Genomic DNA, 18602 nt, shown 5'->3' with positions numbered 1-18602 from the left:
CTCTGCGGCTTTGCGGCTCTGCGTGAAATTCATTCCATAAAACGAATCCATTCCTATTTATTTGCTCGCTAAGGCGCTAAGACGCAAAGGTGGTTTGGGTACTTATTTTGAATTACTGTCGTCCGAGTACAAAAATAGGTTAAATAATTTAATCTAGGAATAGTACAAAATTAAAGATGGGAAGCCTTTTAGAGCTGTCCCATCTTTTTTATATTGTTGTTTCGACCAAGAAATAACAATATGAAGCAAGATAAGAATAAATTTCTGTCTGGACACGCTATTATAGCCCAGCTTTTATCCATGATTCCAAAAGATATTTTTAACCAAGTTGTGGAACAGGAAAACTCCGATCGGTATTACAAGAAGTTGAAATCGATAGATCACTTTATCTGCATGTTCTATGCCGTTTTGACTAGAAACAGTAGCCTCAGGGAAGTCTGTAAGAATATTTCCCTTATTGCCAAAAAGCTGATACCCTTTGGGATCAAGCAGTTGCCGGCAAAGAGTACACTTTCTGATGCAAACCGTAAACGGGACTGTAAGGTTTTTGAAGTGCTGTATTCAAGACTTTACGGCCATTATAAAACAACCCTACAGGGCAACTGGCTTGATGTAGGCGGAGAAGTGGATCTCGGTCGGGTGGAAGTCTTTGACTCCACAACCATCACACTTTTTAAGGAGATACTCAAGGGAGCTGGACGGAACCCTCTAAATGGAAAGAAAAAAGGAGGTGCCAAAGTATTTGCCAAGATGAACCTAGCAGAAGGGGTTCCCAATTATATCTGCATCCGTTCGGCAGCCACCAATGAAAACATGTTTCTAAAAGTTATGGAGCTTCCAGAACATGGAATAGCGGTATTCGATAAGGGGTATAATCGCTACTCATGCTTTGAAAAGTGGGGTAGCTCGAACAGGTATTTTGTGACCCGCAAAAAGGACAATGCTCGGTATGGAGTGGTCCGGGATTTTGACTGTTCCCATGCCAAAGATATCCTAACAGACCAGCTTATCTCACTGAATTACAGGGAGAAGGGTGTTTCTCGGACAGTTGAGGCTAGACTGGTAGGTTATCTTGACCCAGAAAGCGGTGAGAGGCTGGAGTTTATCACTAATCTAATGGGGCACAATGCCCTGACCATAGCCCTACTTTATAAGAATAGATGGGTCATAGAAGTACTTTTTAAGCAGATTAAGCAAAACTTTAAGCTTAAATATTTTTTGTCGGACAGTGAGAACGGGATCAAAATCCAGATATGGGTGGCGTTGATAACCAATCTGCTGTTTACAGTCCTCCATAAGAAGATTAAGGAGGCTGAGGATTTTTCCACAATGGTGATGGTGGCAGCGAAAAATTTATGCTCTTATGTCAGCCTTGAAAAGTTTTTGGTTTACTCCGAGGCTTACTTTAAAAGCATATTTCAAAAAAACCTCAATAATATCCAAACTGAATTGATGTTCTCAGGGTAGGGGTACTTTTTGAAAACCATAAATAAAGTCCTCCAAAATTCAGTAGGAAGACTTTATTTTAAATTTTGTAGTTTAGTCGGACGACAGTAATTTTGAATACTTATGCTTTTAACCAGTTAGTATAGAATTTTAGGGAGTTCTTTTTAACTAAGGACAAAAAAATTCTTTGCGACTTCGCGGCTCTGCGTGAAATTCTTACCAAAAAACTGATGCGTTCATTTTTGTTTGCTCGCTAAGGCGCTGAGGCGCAAAGGGAAAATTATTCTCGCTAAGGCGCTAAGGTTTTAGGGTACTTATTTTGAATATTTGTGAGTTTGATCAGTTAGTCTAGGGTTTTAGTATTCCGTTTTAACTTTAGTCAAAATAATTTCTTTGTGACTTTGTGGCTCTGCGTGAAATTAATTTCTCGCTAAGGTGCTAAGACGCAAAGGTGTTGGGGATACTTATTTTGAATACTCGTGTCTTTGGTCTGTCATTTTAGGGTTTTATTGTAGTTAAAGGTCAAAAAAATTCTTTGCGACTTTGCGGCTCTGCGTGAAATCAATCTCTCGCTAAGGCGCCAAGACGCTAAGGTGTTTGGGTACTTATTTTGAATACTTATGCCTTGGGTTGGTTATTTTAGGATTTTATTGTAGCTAAAGGTCAAAAAAAATTCTCTGCGACTTCGCGGCTCTGCGTGAAATTCATTTCCAACTACCCTAAAATCCTTTCTAAACACATTGCCTAATTAATTTATAAAGATTAGTATTCACCATAAAAAATAAAATTTTGTTAAATTTAAACCATTCAATAAAAACATCCAAATGAATAAAGAATTAACCCTATCCTTCTTTTTGCTATTCATTTCACTAAATATTTTTGGCTATCAAAGAGAAGCAGCATCTAAAAATACCCTTCCAAATATAATCTTGATCAACGTAGATGACATGGGATGGAGAGATACAGGTTTTATGGGCAGTCAATTCTATGAAACCCCCAACCTGGACCTTTTGGCTTCGAAAGGGATGGTATTCAATCAAGCCTATGCTGCAGCGGCCAATTGTGCTCCTAGCAGGACTTGTATGATGAGTGGTGAGAACACGCCCCGCCATGGCGTGTATACAGTAGCCAATTCCGATAGAGGGAAATCTGAAAACCGAAAGCTTGTTCCAACTGTCAATAATCCAACCATTGCTGACCATCACCTATTATTCTCAGAATTACTGCAACAAAATGGTTACATCACTTGCCATTCGGGAAAATGGCACATCAGCAAGGATCCCTTGACCAGAGGATTTGATGTTAATATTGGAGGCTCTGATGCAGGGAATCCTGGTAGCTATTATCCGCCTTACAAAAATGTACCAAGTATTCAGTCTACAAGCGATGATTACCTGACAGACCTCGTAATGGACAAAACACTGGATTTTATAGCCAACAATCAAAAACAACCTTTTTTTCTCAATTATTCACCTTACGCCGTACATACCCCTATCCAACCGGTAGCTGACCTGCTGGAGAAGTACCTTGGTAAATCACCTTCAAACGGTCAAAGCGATGCTAAATATGCTACCATGGTGGAGAATTTAGACCGGAATATTGGTCGCCTAATTGATTTATTGCAGGAAAAAAAGTTGTTTGAAAACACCTTTATCTTTTTCGTTACCGACAATGGTGGCCTTTATAAAGTTACCAAACAAAGACCCTTGAGGGCAGGAAAAGGTTCTTATTATGAAGGGGGGATTAGAATTCCTGCATTTGTGGTTTGGCCTGGCAGGATACGTCCCCGACAGGTATCCGAGGTGCCGATTACCAACCTTGACATCTTTCCAACCCTTCTGGAATTGGCAGGTATTGATAAACCAGAAAATAAAAATTTGGATGGAATTAGCTTACTCCCCTTGTTGACCGCTGGCAAAAATCTTCCCAAAAGGCCGTTTTTTTGGCATTTCCCCATTTACCTTGAAGGTGGCAATGCGGAGAGTCAGGATCCGGTATTCAGAACACGACCAGGTTCTTCCATTCGGTATGGAAACTGGAAACTCATCCAATATTTTGAAAACGGTAATTTAGAACTTTATAACCTAAAGGAAGACATTTCCGAAAGCAATAACCTCGTGAATAAAAAGCCGGACAAAGCCAAGGAACTGTTAACTTTACTCGAAAATTGGAGGGAAAGTACACATGCTCCCATACCTGAAACTTTAAACCCTGATTTTATAGCCAAAAAGATAACCAATTAAAAAAAGGTTTCATATATTGAATCAATTTGAAAAAAGGTAACTCCCACTTGTTTAAGCTTTTCTATGGTTTCTTCTGGAGTTTCCTTCTTCTTGTGCGCATAGGCCCATGTATTCACAGCGCCCACCACCATAAATGAGTGTTCCTTGGCCCAATTAAAATCTGCTGAAGGGATCGCACTGGAAAACAGGTAATAGTTATTGGGATTAAAATCCTTTCTTTTAACATTCTCTTTCAATTGATCTATAGAGCAGCTTAATTTGATCTTTCCGGTAAAATATTCCGTAGAAGCCTCAGTACCGATCATTAAAGCTTTGCCCCTTAATCCATACCGATCAAGCAAGTTGATGATTTCATCGAAAGCTTCTTTTTCAAATCCTTGGATTTTGTTGTCTATCATCACTTGAATTTTTCCTTCACAATGAGCCAAGACAGTTTCTAACTTCAAGACTTTTTGTCCCAAATCACCTGTTAGTCCCTGAATCTCCTCCCAGGTCATTGCTGTTACGAACTTATCCTCCCCATAATATCGGGTAAAGTTTTTATCGTGGTGTGTGATCAATGTTCCATCTTTGGTTAATCGCACATCCACTTCAACCATATAATAGCCTTTATTGATTGCCTCCTCTAAAGCTTTCAAACTGTTTTCAGGGCTTTGGCTGTTTACTACTCCACCTCTATGGGCAATCAACTCAAAATTATTGTCGTTCTTCAATGTTTGGCTCAGAGCAGACAATTGATGACAGAGTAAATTCATTAATACAAATAGGAATATCAGACTCCTTCTCATCGGGCAATTAGATTATTTAAATAAAATCACTTTTCTGATCAAATATACAAAGCAAGTGCTTACCGCCTGATTCACTTTAAATTAATAATTTATTAATTCTTATCATGAGGAAGGTATTGTTCGTCACTAATATTTATTTCATTCTCTCACTAAAATCAAGTAATTTTGGTAAATAATATTCAAAAACAAACCAAACCTATCTCTTATGAATAATAAATCATTCAAATTAGGCTTATTTTCCCTATTTCTTATGCTCTCCTTCCATATTCATGCTCAGGATGGGATGCCAAAAGGATGGAAAGTAGGCAGTCAAGCCTACACTTTTAGGCTTTTTTCTCTTGAAGAAACCCTTGAAAAATTGAATAGTATTGGGGTGAAATATGTAGAAATGTACCCTGGTCAGAAAATAAGTAAATCCGGCAATGAAACTACTGATTTTAAAAGCATAACTGCTGATGGAAAAGCAAAAATCAAAGCCCTATTAAAAAAATATGATATCGAAGCTGTAGGCTATGGGGTAGTCAATGCCAGCGATGAGGACTTACCCAAATTATTTGATTTTGCCAAAGAATTGGGAATAGGAATACTCACATCAGAGGCAAAGCCCAATCAATTTGACCAAATTGAAAAGCTTTGTGAGGAATACCAAATCAAACTTGCTTTACACAACCATCCAGTACCTTCTTATTATTGGCATCCAGAGGTTGCTTCCAGAATGCTAGAAGGAAGATCAGAATTAATGGGTGTATGTGCAGATATTGGCCACTGGGTAAGATCAGGCCTCAATCCTGTAGATTGCCTTAAACAATTGGAAGGAAGAGTTATCAGCCTTCATATAAAAGATTTAAACAAATTTGGTGTTAGAGATGCTCATGATTTGCCATGGGGAACAGGCAACAGCAATGTAGCTGGAGTCATTCATGAATTGCATAGGCAAGGATTTGAAGGAGCATTTTCTGCAGAATACGAACACAATTGGGAGAATAACCTTCCTGATGTAGAAGAAAGCATTGCCTATTTTAAGCGTGTAGCTGCTCAGTTGTAGGTATTAAATGCTTTGTCTTGATCGGAATTATCCTTTGGGCGCCCCGTTTCAATGATAACAAATCAGCTATAAAAAAAGGGACCACTTTGTTAAAGTGGTCCCTTTTTTATTAATAGCCTAAACTTTTGTTTTTACTCGTGAGAAACATCTTCAAGCATTTGCTTTACCTTTTCAGGCACATTGTCTCGCTCAATAAAGCCAATCAGTATATAAGTAATCGTAGAGCAAATTACCGGCAAACCTATTTCAAGTGCCAGACTTCCGACATCTACATTTTTGGTAATAACAAAAGCCCCAAGTCCAACCAGAATTGATCCAATAGCGGCTTTAGGACCACAAGATTTAAACCAAGGAATAAGGCCAAATAACATAGGTACAGCAATAGGACCTACCAAGGCACCAAACCAGCTAATGATTAGTCCTAAAACTCCACCAAATTTTTCAAATTGAAGGGCGATGAGGATGGTTCCAAGGGTAAATAGGAATGTGGTAATTCTTGCTGTCAATAAAGAGGTTTTACCATCCCTGAATTTTTTATTTAGCGCAGGTAAAATGTCTCTGGTAATTACAGCTGATATTGTGTTAATATCAGAAGAAGTCATAGACATGGTATTGGCAAAGAGGGAGGCGATAACCAGACCTATTAAGCCTACAGGCAGCAACTCCATGGTCAATATCCCGTAAGACTGTGTTGGATCCTCCAAGTCAGGTAAAATAACAGGGGCCGCCCACATTGGGAAGAACAATATCAATGGCCAGATGATGTATAAAATACCTGATAATCTCGCCGCTTTTGTAGCTTCTTGTTCTGAGGGTGAAGAGATGTATCTGGTAGCTAAATTCCATTGACCTCCATTGTAAGACAGGAAGTTGATAAACAAGAAAAGGAGTGCAAACCCAACGGTATAAGGATCATTAAAAGCATCGCCATTTCCTTCCGGTAACTGATCCCAAACGGTGAACACGCTTTCTATTCCACCTAGTTTCTCTATAACCACATAAAACATCACAAGACCTGCAATGATTTGAACGATAAACTGGGCAAAATCGGTAATTATCACTGCCCATAAGCCTCCAAAGGTAATGTAAAGCAGAGATATACCTCCAGAGATCAATATACCATAGGTAAGTGATATCCCGGTAAATACATTCAATAGTATAGCTATTGCTGCCCATTTAGCACCAATATCAAATAACTTAAGAATTACCCCACTCCATGCCATCAATTGCTGGGTAGCCAGATTATAGCGGGTAACAAGAAATTCTAAAGGAGACTGGATTTTAAAGCGCTTTCTTAAACGCACCCAGTATACTGGGAAAATTTTTGCTGAAATGACAACGGACAAACCAATGCCTAGTGCCCACCATATGTATAAAGAAAACCCATGAGTATAGGCTAATCCTGCATAAGCGACAAATACTGCGCCGCTATAGCCTGATACATGATGAGATATTCCCGACAGCCACCAAGGAAGCTTGCCACCTGCTACGAAATAATCCTCAGCGCTATTGTTTCTAAAATAGGACCATACGCCTATGACCAGCATCATTAAAAAGAATACCCCGATTACGATCAGGTCAATGGTACTTAATTCCATGTAAGCTAATTTAGGTGATTAATTGAAAAAAGGCCAAACCATTTTGGCTTGGCCTTAAAATTAAGATAAAATACCAGTATTAAACTGTTGGCTCCCATCCTGGTTCATACTCCCTTTTCCAAAGCTCCATTGCTTTTGGATCGTATTTTATGTTACCATTAGAAGAATCTACATGTAAGGTTCTTCCAATACGCTGAGAGATATTACCCAACTGCAATAGCAAAGTACTTTGGTGAGCACCTACAATTTCAGATCTTACCTCTATGCCATCCGTAATACCATCAAAGAAGTTTTGGATATGCAAAGCATCCAAAGTTTGGGCAGGATTAGACCTATTGGTAGGATCTATAACCATGTCGTTTGTTACTTCTTTAACCAATTCATTTTTAAGGTTGAAAATCTTGTAGGAATTTCCACCTTCTATCAAAAGACTTCCATCTTCGCCATAAAACAATGTACCTACACTGCCTTTTTCAATTTGCTTTCCATTACAGCTTCTACCTTCCCAGGTAATCATGGATTTATTGTCAAACTCCATATTGATAACTTGCGTATCAGGAGTTTGCCAATCGTCATCGTACCTATATCTTCCACCAGAGGAGTTTACTTTGTTAGGGTATTCTACTTGTAATCCCCAACGCGCAAGATCCACCATATGAGTACCATTGTTCAAGGCTTCACCAGTTCCCCAGTTCCAGAACCAATGCCAGTTATAATGGATTAAATTGTCTCTATAAGCTTCTCTTGGAGCTGGTCCCTGCCATAATTCGAAGTCCAACCATTCAGGAACTGGAACTTGCTTACCGTTACCGATGGGCGCTCTGTTGTTAGCGTACCAAGTTTTTGCCATATAAGGTCTTCCGATAACCCCATTGTGAAGTTCTTCTATACCTTTGATTACATTAGGCCAAGAACGTCTTTGGTTACCTACCTGAACGACTTTATTGTATTTCTTTTGAGCTGCCATTAGCAATTCTCCTTCATGAGGATTGTGCGCACATGGTTTCTCTACATATACGTGCTTGCCAGCTTTCAAACCTAAAATAGCTGCTGGTGCATGCCAGTGATCAGGAGCGGTTACTACCAATGCATCTACATCTTTGTCTTCAAGAACTTTTCTTAAATCCTTTTCGATCTTTGGTCTTCTTCCTTGAATTTCATTAATAGATCCAGCGAATTTTTCAGCTGCCCTTATATCAACATCACAGCTATAAATTACATCGCACTGCTTTTGGCTAGCGAAGTTGGTTCCAACAGCATGTCCCCTACTTACTACTCCCATACTTGCTACATTGATACGGTCATTGGCACCAATGATCTTTCCGTAGCTTTTAGCTGTCATACCAGGTAACATTCCTCCTACTGTCGCGAAGGTTGCTCCAGCAATGGCCTTTTTCACAAAAGTTCTTCTACTATTTTTCATATTAAAAGGTAATTATTTAAATTTTAATTTTTAAGGCATCTCTTTTTCCTTTGGCTAAAACAGCCTCAAGAGAAACAGCTTGTCCATTCATTTTCTTACTTTCGTCAGCAGCCTGCATAAAAGCGAAGATCTCAATGGTTTCCTCTTCACTAACTGGTGAAACGCCTGTGTCAAAGAATTTGGCGATTTCTACCAATAATGGTCTATAGCCACCGTAGCCACCCATATCTAAAATTCCTTTCTCACCGAAAGCTTTTCCACCATATCCACCTTTACCAGATCTAGTTCCTCTAAAGGTTCCTATTTTACCACCTTCCCAGGTTCCGACTACTACATCAGCGCCTTCAGTGTAGGTTCTTTGAACAGTTTCACAACCAGCTCCCATTATAGCATAAAGTGTTTCCACACCATGGATACCATACCAAAAAAGATCTGGGTGGGTAACTTCATATTTTGCAGGACTAAATGCATCAGCACCAAATACCTCACCAATTTCACCGTTATTTACGGCTATCACATTTTCCATGTATCTTAAAGAACTACTGGAAAAAACCGGTACACTGTATTTTTTGGCAGCAGCAAATATAGCAATTGCATCGGGCAAAGAAGCAGCTATCGGCTTGTCAATAAATACTGTTTTACCTGACTTGAAAACTTCCAATGCTTGCTCTAAGTGCAGTCTACCATCATTTGTTTCCAATAAAACTACATCCACTTTGTCAAGAAGGGAAGCTATAGAGTCCACTATTTCAACACCAAGCTTTTTAACATCCTCAATATAACCAGGAATCCTGTCAACAGATGTTGCAATATCCTTACTACCATGAGGATAAGCAGCTACGACCTTATAACCACCCAAGTCCGCTGCTGCATCTGCAGCATTAAAAGCTTTAGCAAACGCAATGCTATGTGAAGTATCCAAGCCAATAATCCCTACCCGCTTGTTTTTTTTGATGGATGGGGAGCCAAATGAAAGGGTAGACGTTGCCAACCCTAGACCAAGTCCGGCTATTGCAGCTTTTCCCATAAAATCTCTTCGTTTAATCAATGTGTCCATAAATTGTATGTAATACTTAAAATATAATATTGACTTATTTTTCGATTTTAAACTAGAACTATAAAATCTAATCAAACAATTTACTAAAAATTTTAAAAAAGTCAGGATCGATTTTACATGAAATGCATATTAATGGCTATTTGAATTGACCACACCCCATTCAAGCATTTAAACTTAGACATTAAAACACTGTTTTACAACACATTAACACACAATATTTAATCATTAAATATTCAGCATTATTTCATGAACGGAACAGAAAAAAAGTGAATTCCAATAAAAAACCGGCTATTTAAGAAAGTTAGCCGGTTTTTTTCACAAGTAAATATGATAATTTCTTTCAAAGTTTTTACTTCCCCATAGCTCTTAAAAGGATGTGAACTTTCGAAAGATTTGAAGAACTATTTCTTCGGTGTTTGAGAAGGTCTTACCTCAATTTTACTAGGTAAAGTTCGGGCATCGAGCTTAAACAAACCTACGACTATTTCTCCAATGTCTTCTTTTTGAATTTTCCAGGCATCACTATCGTCCACCTTGTGGTCGTTAAATCCCGTAGCTACAGAACCAGGCATAATGGTACTCACACGAATTCCTTCCTGCCTTAAATCCAACATCACAGCCTGGGTAAATCCGGTAACCCCAAATTTACTGGCATTGTAAGCAGACCCATTTGCAAAGAAATTTGTACCTGCCAAACTTGAAATCGTCAAGAAGAAACCTTTTGTTTCCTTCAAAGCATCTACAGAGGCTTTAATGCCATAGAAAACACCTGTTAAATTGGTATCAATGGTGTCCTGCCATTGCTCAACACTTAAGTCCTGAATGGGCGCAAAATGACCAACACCAGCATTGGCTACAAAATAGTCCAATTTACCCCATTCCTTAACAACTTTAGCTACTGCCGCTTTCTGCGCTTCAAAATCCTTTACATCCAACTCCAAAGCCATGATTTTCCCTTTGGATTTGTCTAATTTTTGAATTTTATCTGCGGCTTCCTGCGCTCTATCAAGGGACCTGCTTGTAATAGCTACATTCACCCCTTCCGCTACAAGAGCTTGAGCAATTCCAAATCCAATTCCAGTGTTTCCGCCCGTGATAAAGGCCGTTGTATTTTCTAAATTCATAACGTGATTTATTTTTATAAAAAAAAAGGCCAATGATATTCATTGGCCTTTGTAACAAAAAAATATTTTACTTGGTTTTCTCTTTTGCTTCTGCGATTAAATTTTTTCCTTTTGCTCTTGTTTCTTCAGCTACAGAGGCAATATTTTTGTTCATTTTATCCAATTTTTCGTTCATTCCTTTTACGATATGATCAAATTGTCCGTTAATTTCTTTCAAATAACCCTCACCTTTTTGAGAAAGTTTTTTGCGAGTTGTTTTTCCTTTTTCAGGCGCAATCAACAATCCAATTTGTACCCCTATTGCAACTCCTGCTAATGTCCCTAAAATTATTTTCGCTGATTTCATAATGTCTTTTTAATATTGGTTTAAATTTTAAAAGCTTAACATCTTTTGAAAGAATGTTATTGGGTAATACAATACAAGTTTTATACCAAAGTGGCGATTTATTTAAAAAAAACATTCTTTTAAATAAAAAAAACCAGTTTCACGATTTCTTTATCTCAAATACTTTGCCTGAAGCAAAATAAAGCCAATTTCCATCCCGATTACCATTCATTAACTTTAAATTAGCATACTATTATACCTCATACCTATTAATTGCATTCAAATATGAAAAAAGCTGCTATTTTGGCCTTCATCGGCTATTTGATAATATTATTAATTCCACTTGTAAGCTTTGGGCAGGAAGTAAAAATCCATAGCCACAATGATTACCTTCAAAAGGCTCCTTTTTGGGAAGCATATGCCAACGAAGCGGCATCCATAGAAGCAGATGTAATTCTTCAGAATGGCAATTTATATGTGGCACATGAGAAAGAGAGTATAAAAGAAGGCCATACGCTAAGCTCCCTATATTTAGACCCTATGCTAAAAGCCAAAAATCTTGGCATAGGAACACAAAAACCAATTATTCTTCTTGTTGACATTAAAACAGAGGCTTATTCCACATTAGAAAAAGTGGTTGAGACCATAAGTCCGTATGGTGCTCTTTGGGAAGATCAGGAAAATCCCTTTGTTAAAATTGTTATTTCCGGAAACCGACCAAAGGTAGAAGAATATGTTAAATACCCTTTTCCTATATTTTTTGACTATCAAAGTATAAAAGAGACTTCCAACCTACCATTGGAAAAAATTGAGCTTTTCAGTTTAAGCTTCAAAAATTTTTCACAGTGGAATGGAAAAGGTAGACTCGTAGACGAAGACATCGAAAAGATTAAGGCTGTTCTTAAACTTGTTCACGGTTTAGGAAAACCGTTCCGTTTTTGGGCTACGCCAGATAGCAAAACATCTTGGAAGGCTTTGAGTGAATTAGGAGTAGATTTCATCAATACCGATCACCCTTACGCGGCCAATGCCTATTTAAGCAATTTAAATGACCGCTATTATCAAACTCCAAACCTTAGCAAGATCTACAAACCAACCTTTGAAAAGGATGGAATCAAAGGCCCTGTAGACAATGTAATCCTTTTAATAGGTGATGGAAATGGACTGGCCCAAATATCCGCCGCCATGTATGGCAATGGCAATGAGTTAACCCTAACGCAGCTCAAAAATATTGGACTGCTCAAAACCCAATCTAAAGATGATTTCACTACAGATTCGGCTGCAGCAGGTACGGCTTTGGCTTCTGGAAGTAAAGTAAAGAACAGAAGTGTGGGAGCACTTCCTGATGGAAGTCCTGCAAAAAATTTACCGGAGGTATTAAGTAGCCATGGTTTTGTCACAGGCATAGTCACCACAGACAATTTGACGGGAGCTACCCCAGCAGCATTCTACGCACACAGAACAGAAAGGGACATGACCAAGGAAATTGCCAGTGACCTGTCCAAAAGCCCTTTGAATCTATTTATAGGAGCTGGAAGAAACGATTTCACAAAGTTTGAAAAGGATGAAACCTTAAATCTCAGGAAAGAAGGTTTTCATTTAACCAGTTCATTAGAAGAACTGGCAAAAAGCAATTCAGATAGAGCTGGATTTTTTGCTTCAGCAGACGAATTGCCTAAAGTTATGAATGGTAGAGAAGGTTACCTGAGTGAAGCTACCAAGGCCAGTCTTCAGTTTTTAGCGACCAAAAACAAGCCTTTTTTCCTTATGGTAGAAGGCGCTTTTATCGATTCAGGAGGACATATCAACGACAGCCAGACTGTAATAGAGGAAGGAATAGATTTTGATCAGGCCATAGCTGAAGCGCTCCGATTTGCTGACCAGAATGGGAGAACATTGGTAATTATCACAGCCGATCATGAAACAGGTGGAATCACTTTGCCTCAAGGAAATATAAAAGACCATAAGGTTGAGCTTGAATTCTCTACTGAAGACCATACCGCCATCATGGTACCCATTTTTGCCTATGGACCTCAATCTGATCTTTTTCGTGGGATCTATGAAAACTCAGATGTATTTAAAAAAATCAATGAGGTGTTAAGTCCCTATTTAAAGTAAAACTATGATTTCCCTTACGTTAAATATTACCTTTTGATGATTTAGCCTTATATTCCGCTATGATTTATAAAACTGGAAACTTGTTCTTTGCCAGAAAGGTAAAGCAGATATCTTTCATATTGTTATTTATTTTAATGTGTTCTCCAATCTCCCTTATGGCCCAGACATCCAAAGAAATTATCTACGTCGGTACCTATAGCCAAAACAATAGTGAAGGCATTTATGTATTGGAATTTGACAGAGAAAACCTGACCACCACTACTGTCCAAACGATCCATGACAAAGAAAGCCCTACCTTTTTGACCTTGCACCCTAACAAGAAATTTTTATATGCTGCCTATAGGGAAGGTAAAAATGCTAAGGATGAAGCAGGAACGGTAATCGCTTATTCCATTGCTCCAGATACAGGCAAGCTTACCAAAATCAATGAAGTGTCCTCTGTAGGTGCTAGCCCTTGCCATATTAGCGTAGACCCCACAGGGAATGTTGTGTTCCTGTCTCATTATAAGGGAGGCAATTTATCAACATTTAAAATCTTAGAAAATGGAGGGGTAAGTGAAGCGGCTTCTTTTATTCAGCATACGGGTAGAAGTGTTCATGCCAACCAGACAACCGCCCATATGCATGCCATGATTCCATCAAAAGATGGTCAATGGGTATATGCTTCGGATTTAGGAATTGATCAGATATTAAAATACAAGGTTAATAAGACCAATGGCACTGTTGACGAGAATCCTGTGATTTTTCAAACCTCACCAGGTGCAGGTCCCAGGCATTTTGTATTCCACCCTAGCCTTCCCTATGCTTATTCCTTAGAGGAATTGAGCAATACAGTAAGTGTTTACAGCTTGGATGAGACCAATGGCGACCTAAGCCCCATTGGTAGGATCAACATGCTAAATGACAAACTTCACAGTGATTACAATGCGGGAGCAGACATCCATTTCTCTAAAGATGCCCAATGGTTGTATGCAAGTAACCGAGGACAGGACAATCTAGTGGTCTACAAAGTAGACCAAAACACAGGCTTACTAGAAACACAAGGACATGTTCCGTCAGGTGGTAAACATCCAAGGAATTTCAAAGTAGATGAAAAAGGAGATTTTGTTTTTGTTGCCAATATGGAAACAGACAATCTAGCCATCTTTAATATAGACAGCACAACTGGAATGCTTAAAGCGACCGGTAAAAATATCGAAATTCCAAGACCAGTATTTATCGAACAATTGTTTATTGAGTAATGCGTTTTACTAATTTCCACAAGGCCATAAAAAAAGGCATTAATGGAAGTTTGCAAACCAAACGTTACTTATTAACCTCTTTTAATCCACAGGTTAAAATATAAAACCACTCCCTGCCTATAAGCGGGAAGTGGTTTTGTTCTTTATGCCATTTTACTGCAGGTTATCCAAAGACAAACGTGCTAACACTAACTTTTCATAAGGATTTTTTTCTCCTTTTTCATATAGGCAAAGAATTTCTCCATTGGGCAAAGCGGCCAAAGCCGAATAAGCGGAAGGGCCTTGGTTCAAAACCTTAGATGCAATCCAAGTTTTACCGCTATCCTTGCTTAGCTTGATGGTCATTTTTTCTCTTTTAGTGCTTGCCGGATTGGAAAATAAAACCAAATCTTCGGCCTTATCATCTGGCCAGGAATACCTTATAAAGGCTGCTTGGCAAACCGGCTCAATTAAAGAAGTTGCCTCCACTGGATCAGACCAAGAAACACCACCGTCATTGCTAACAGACAAAGCCCTCCTATTTTTACCAAAATAAGACCGCATGTTCATTAATAGTGTTCCTTTGCCATCTGCCATTTCAATCAGCTGACTTTCGTTCATCTTAGGCTTGATGGTTCCACCAAGTGCCCAAGTAGCTCCATGATCATCACTATAAATCACATGGGAACCGTATTCATAAGGCCCTCCCCTTACATTCCCCTTAGGATCGTCATAACTGTGATTGGCCGGAATCACCAAGCGACCTTTATTGGGACCATGCTTAATTTGTACCCCAACACCTGGCCCAGTAGCATACCAACCCCAAGATGGATCCTTGGTCGTTTTGGTAATGTCTGATGGTTCGGTCCAACTGTCACCATTATCAGTGGATTTCATTACAAATACCCTACGGGTGTCCTTGCTTTTCTTGGTAATTATGTCTCCTTCATGATCATCTCCTCTATTCCAAGTGAGTAATAAATGGATCTCTCCCGTAGTTTCATCCAACACAGGGTTAGGGTTTCCACACACCGTTTCTCCTTTGTCCCATATTACTTTCTGCTTGGACCAGGTAAGTCCCCCATCTGTTGACTTTTTCATTAAAACATCAATGTCTCCAGTGTCCGAACTTCCAGTTTTTCTCCCCTCAACAAATGCCAATACAGAGCCATCTGCAGCTACAATGAGTGAGGGAATTCGGTAAGTATGGTAACCTCCTTCTCCTGCAACAAATAAAACTTGCTCTGAAACAGGGTTTACTTGAACATTGTCTTTAGGGGAAGTAGCTTCCGTGAAAAAGAAAGAGATTAAATAGATTATAAAATTGATCATCGGGGGGATAATGGTTAATTGTTGATTGTTAATTGTTAATTGTGGTTTAAAGCATAATTACCTTGTTTTTTACTCTTCGAAATTGGCGGGATACCTGGTGATTTCCAAAAGATATGGCTTTTGCAAATAGGTATTGGCAGCTTCTTTTACCTGGTCGGCTCTTACGCCTAATACCCGATCCTCTGCGCCTAATACGGTATCTAATGGAAGATCGCCGTTAATGGCAGCATTTAATTGGCCATGCCAGAAGCCATTCCGTTTCATGTTTTCTTCAAGGGCAAGCCGCTTTGTCTCCCGAACTTTCTCCAAATCAGCTTCATCTGGCCCTTCTTCTTGTATTTTTTGTATTTGTTCCCAAACAGCAGCTTTTAATTTATCGACTGACTCAGGCCCACATGGAAATGAAATGGAAAAGTTAAATCGTTCTTCGGGAACCCTGCTTAAACTTCCTCTAGCCCCAACACCGTATACACCGCCGATTTCTTCCCTTAGGGTTTCAATTAATTTGATGGTAAGAATTTCACCAAGATAGGAAAGCTGCTGTGATTTTTTCAAATTGTAGGCTGTTTCACCGCTGAAATATAAAATCACCTGACTTTTATCATCCACTCCCACCTTAATGGTTTCTTTTCTATCCTGAGGAGGGGTCAAACCCAAATCAATAAAGTCTTCTTTTTCAGAAGGGTCCCCAGGCAAACTTCCTAAATATTGGGCTACCAAAGGAAGCATACTCTCCAAGTCAATATTGCCTGTAAATAGCAAGTTAAAGTCAGCAGCATTGGCAAACCTTTCCTCGTAAATTTTAAGGCTATGGTTCAAGTCTATGGAATCAAGTTGATCAGCCGTATAGATTCCTCTGCCACGTGGATTGCCATTGCTAATTATTTCATTGACTCGTTTATTGAACTGAAAATCAGGATTGACACTGGCACTCTCCAATTGGTTTTTTTGATTCGCTAAAAAGACCTCCCAAAGAGATTTGTCCATCCTAGGTGAAGTAAAATACAAGTGGATAAGTTGTAGGGCCATTTCAAAATCACCAGGCGTTGTAGCTCCTGAGATACTCTCTGAATAAGTGCTAATATTGGGCGTAACCTGAACATTTTTTCCCGCCAAGACTTTTTTTAATTGGGAGGGTGAAAAATCACCTATCCCCATGATATTAATAGCTGTACCTGCATAATTGGCACTATAATGATCCTCCATAGAGTATAGAGAAGTTCCTCCTTCGCTACTTGCAGTGAAAATAATTTCATCGTTTTTATAATCTGTAGGCTTAAAATACACCTTCATCCCATTGCTTAATGTCACAGTTGTCACATTCACTGCCTCATTGCGAGTAACATCCACTACCTTCCCTGGAGTTGGTTTAGCAAGCATCAACTCTTCTCTTAGCAAGTCCTCTTTATACGGAGTTGTTTGGATTGCACTAGCATTTTCCAAAACCGCCAAAAGTGCTTCTTCTTTTGGAAGTGTTTCTTTGTCCTTCTCTGGGGCAGTTACAATCAATACAATGTTTTCTTCCTTAATCAGTTCTTTGGCTATACCATTAACTTCTTCAAGGGTTATTTTTGGGATAATCTCCTGATAAAAACGATGTCTATTTTCCGGCCCATCAGCAAAACTACTGTTCAGGAAATGGGAAACATACCTACCCACCAGGGTTCTAGATTCTACCTTATCCATTTCCTTATAGGACTTTTCTGCACTGTTTAACAATGAGCGCTTCACTCTTTCTAGCTCTCCCTGTGTAAAACCATGCTGCACAACCCTTTGGTTTTCAGTAAGGAAAGACACCAAGCCATCAGTAAGTTTCCCAGGACCCACTACTCCTGATATGGTGAAAAAATCAAGCGGTTTCACCAAGTTACCATACCTGGCTCCAGCAAAAATAAAGGGAGCATCTGGTTTTTGCCTGATCTCATCCAATCTTTGGGTGATCATCCCACCAAACATAGTTCTAAGGATTCTACCTTTATAATCTTCGTAACTATTGGATGGTCTGGCCTCCTGCTTGTAATAAAGTTGCACCTGAATGCCAGGTGCTTCCTCATCCGTTATGATTTTTACAAAGTTTTCTTTGTGGGCAGGGACATTGTAATATTCTCGCTCAGGTGCATTGGTAGGATTTTCCAAATCTGAAAAATATTCTTTGATCATTTTCTCTACCTTATCAGGAGCCACATCCCCTACTGCCACCACCGCCATTAAGTCTGGCCGGTACCAATCCTGGTAAAACTGTCTGACCAGCGAATCTGCTGCATTCCTAATAATATCCATTTTACCTATGGGCATGCGTTCTGCATAGCGACTTTCATGAAGCAGTACAGGCAAGTAAGCATCTCTCAAGCGTTGGCTTACACCTTGTCCGGTTCTCCATTCCTCCACTACAATCCCCCGCTCCGCATCAATATCCTCAGCATTCAGCAGAAGTCCTCCTGCCCAATCACGCATCACTTGAAAACCATTGTTCAGCTTTTCTTCCTCATCTGTAGGAATTGGCAACATGTACACTGTCTCATCAAAACTTGTATAGGCATTAAGGTCACTCCCAAAGGCAACCCCTATTGATTGGAGGTAGCTAATTAGTTCATTTTTTTCAAAATGCTCAGATCCATTGAAAGCCATGTGTTCTACAAAATGCGCCAGCCCTAACTGATTCTCATTTTCCTGCATGGCCCCTGCTTTTAGGGCCAGGCGAAGTTCTAGCTTATTTTCAGGTTTTGGGTTGTATTGAATATAGTATTTCAGCCCATTTTCCAATTGCCCTGTGTGTACCTTATCATCCAGAGGTACCAATTCTTCAAGCTTATCCTGAGAATAACCTACCGAATGGATAAGGAACAATAATGACAAAACTAAAAAGCGCTTTAAAATTTTCAT

The 18602-nt window shown here is 39.2% G+C and carries 13 protein-coding genes; 5 read left to right on the top strand and 8 right to left on the bottom strand.

The features are described from left to right. Positions 1–240 precede the first annotated feature (240 nt). Positions 241–1467, top strand: a complete 1227-nt coding sequence (locus AC13EX_RS04365; RefSeq protein ID WP_482891703.1) for an IS4 family transposase — start codon at positions 241–243, stop codon at positions 1465–1467. 803 nt (positions 1468–2270) lie between these two features. Next, positions 2271–3689, top strand: a complete 1419-nt coding sequence (locus AC13EX_RS04360; protein ID WP_482891702.1) for a sulfatase — start codon at positions 2271–2273, stop codon at positions 3687–3689. Here AC13EX_RS04360 and AC13EX_RS04355 read toward each other — a convergent pair. Next, positions 3686–4477 (bottom strand): glycerophosphodiester phosphodiesterase family protein, encoded by a 792-nt coding sequence (locus AC13EX_RS04355; protein ID WP_482891701.1) that lies wholly within the window; start codon positions 4475–4477, stop codon positions 3686–3688. The two genes, AC13EX_RS04360 and AC13EX_RS04355, sit on opposite strands and share 4 nt — an antisense overlap. Before the next feature lie 205 nt (positions 4478–4682). Between AC13EX_RS04355 and AC13EX_RS04350 the strand changes: the two genes are divergently transcribed. After that, positions 4683–5522: a sugar phosphate isomerase/epimerase family protein gene (locus tag AC13EX_RS04350; RefSeq protein WP_482891700.1), complete on the top strand. Its 840-nt coding sequence runs from the start codon at positions 4683–4685 to the stop codon at positions 5520–5522. Between the two features lie 131 nt (positions 5523–5653). On the opposite strand, the gene AC13EX_RS04345 is transcribed toward AC13EX_RS04350, so the two are convergent. The 5 genes from AC13EX_RS04345 to AC13EX_RS04325 all read right to left on the bottom strand — a co-directional run bounded on the left by AC13EX_RS04345 (position 5654) and on the right by AC13EX_RS04325 (position 11070). Beyond that, positions 5654–7120, bottom strand: a complete 1467-nt coding sequence (locus AC13EX_RS04345) for a sodium:solute symporter family protein (RefSeq protein WP_482891699.1) — start codon at positions 7118–7120, stop codon at positions 5654–5656. Positions 7121–7199: 79 nt separating this feature from the next. After that, complete coding sequence (locus tag AC13EX_RS04340; protein ID WP_482891698.1) at positions 7200–8543, bottom strand: Gfo/Idh/MocA family protein; 1344 nt, start codon at positions 8541–8543, stop codon at positions 7200–7202. 16 nt (positions 8544–8559) lie between these two features. Beyond that, on the bottom strand, positions 8560–9600 hold the full coding sequence (locus tag AC13EX_RS04335; RefSeq protein ID WP_048643254.1) for a Gfo/Idh/MocA family protein: 1041 nt from the start codon (positions 9598–9600) through the stop codon (positions 8560–8562). A gap of 401 nt (positions 9601–10001) precedes the next feature. Further along, positions 10002–10724 (bottom strand): SDR family oxidoreductase, encoded by a 723-nt coding sequence (locus AC13EX_RS04330; protein WP_048643253.1) that lies wholly within the window; start codon positions 10722–10724, stop codon positions 10002–10004. Between the two features lie 67 nt (positions 10725–10791). Further along, positions 10792–11070, bottom strand: a complete 279-nt coding sequence (locus AC13EX_RS04325) for a YtxH domain-containing protein (protein ID WP_048643252.1) — start codon at positions 11068–11070, stop codon at positions 10792–10794. A gap of 264 nt (positions 11071–11334) precedes the next feature. Here AC13EX_RS04325 and AC13EX_RS04320 point away from each other — a divergent pair, with 264 nt between their 5' ends. Next, positions 11335–13167, top strand: a complete 1833-nt coding sequence (locus AC13EX_RS04320) for an alkaline phosphatase (RefSeq protein WP_482891697.1) — start codon at positions 11335–11337, stop codon at positions 13165–13167. Between the two features lie 155 nt (positions 13168–13322). Continuing rightward, positions 13323–14408: a lactonase family protein gene (locus AC13EX_RS04315; RefSeq protein ID WP_482891696.1), complete on the top strand. Its 1086-nt coding sequence runs from the start codon at positions 13323–13325 to the stop codon at positions 14406–14408. Positions 14409–14561: 153 nt separating this feature from the next. On the opposite strand, the gene AC13EX_RS04310 is transcribed toward AC13EX_RS04315, so the two are convergent. Then, on the bottom strand, positions 14562–15719 hold the full coding sequence (locus AC13EX_RS04310) for a sialidase family protein (protein WP_482891695.1): 1158 nt from the start codon (positions 15717–15719) through the stop codon (positions 14562–14564). Between the two features lie 69 nt (positions 15720–15788). Continuing rightward, on the bottom strand, positions 15789–18602 hold the full coding sequence (locus tag AC13EX_RS04305) for a M16 family metallopeptidase (RefSeq protein WP_482891694.1): 2814 nt from the start codon (positions 18600–18602) through the stop codon (positions 15789–15791).

The organism is Cyclobacterium sp. L-R, assembly GCF_056859355.1.
This window is presented reverse-complemented; position numbering and strand designations above follow the sequence as displayed.

Excerpts from the sequence above, each read along its gene's own strand:
- AC13EX_RS04360 (WP_482891702.1), top strand. The coding sequence starts at position 2,271 with ATGAATAAAGAATTAACCCTATCCTTCTTTTTGCTATTCATTTCACTA.
- AC13EX_RS04315 (WP_482891696.1), top strand. The coding sequence starts at position 13,323 with ATGGCCCAGACATCCAAAGAAATTATCTACGTCGGTACCTATAGCCAA.
- AC13EX_RS04355 (WP_482891701.1), bottom strand. The coding sequence starts at position 4,477 with ATGAGAAGGAGTCTGATATTCCTATTTGTATTAATGAATTTACTCTGT.
- AC13EX_RS04310 (WP_482891695.1), bottom strand. The coding sequence starts at position 15,719 with ATGATCAATTTTATAATCTATTTAATCTCTTTCTTTTTCACGGAAGCT.
- AC13EX_RS04350 (WP_482891700.1), top strand. The coding sequence starts at position 4,683 with ATGAATAATAAATCATTCAAATTAGGCTTATTTTCCCTATTTCTTATG.
- AC13EX_RS04335 (WP_048643254.1), bottom strand. The coding sequence starts at position 9,600 with ATGGACACATTGATTAAACGAAGAGATTTTATGGGAAAAGCTGCAATA.
- AC13EX_RS04345 (WP_482891699.1), bottom strand. The coding sequence starts at position 7,120 with ATGGAATTAAGTACCATTGACCTGATCGTAATCGGGGTATTCTTTTTA.
- AC13EX_RS04365 (WP_482891703.1), top strand. The coding sequence starts at position 241 with ATGAAGCAAGATAAGAATAAATTTCTGTCTGGACACGCTATTATAGCC.
- AC13EX_RS04320 (WP_482891697.1), top strand. The coding sequence starts at position 11,335 with ATGAAAAAAGCTGCTATTTTGGCCTTCATCGGCTATTTGATAATATTA.
- AC13EX_RS04330 (WP_048643253.1), bottom strand. The coding sequence starts at position 10,724 with ATGAATTTAGAAAATACAACGGCCTTTATCACGGGCGGAAACACTGGA.
- AC13EX_RS04325 (WP_048643252.1), bottom strand. The coding sequence starts at position 11,070 with ATGAAATCAGCGAAAATAATTTTAGGGACATTAGCAGGAGTTGCAATA.
- AC13EX_RS04305 (WP_482891694.1), bottom strand. The coding sequence starts at position 18,602 with ATGAAAATTTTAAAGCGCTTTTTAGTTTTGTCATTATTGTTCCTTATC.
- AC13EX_RS04340 (WP_482891698.1), bottom strand. The coding sequence starts at position 8,543 with ATGAAAAATAGTAGAAGAACTTTTGTGAAAAAGGCCATTGCTGGAGCA.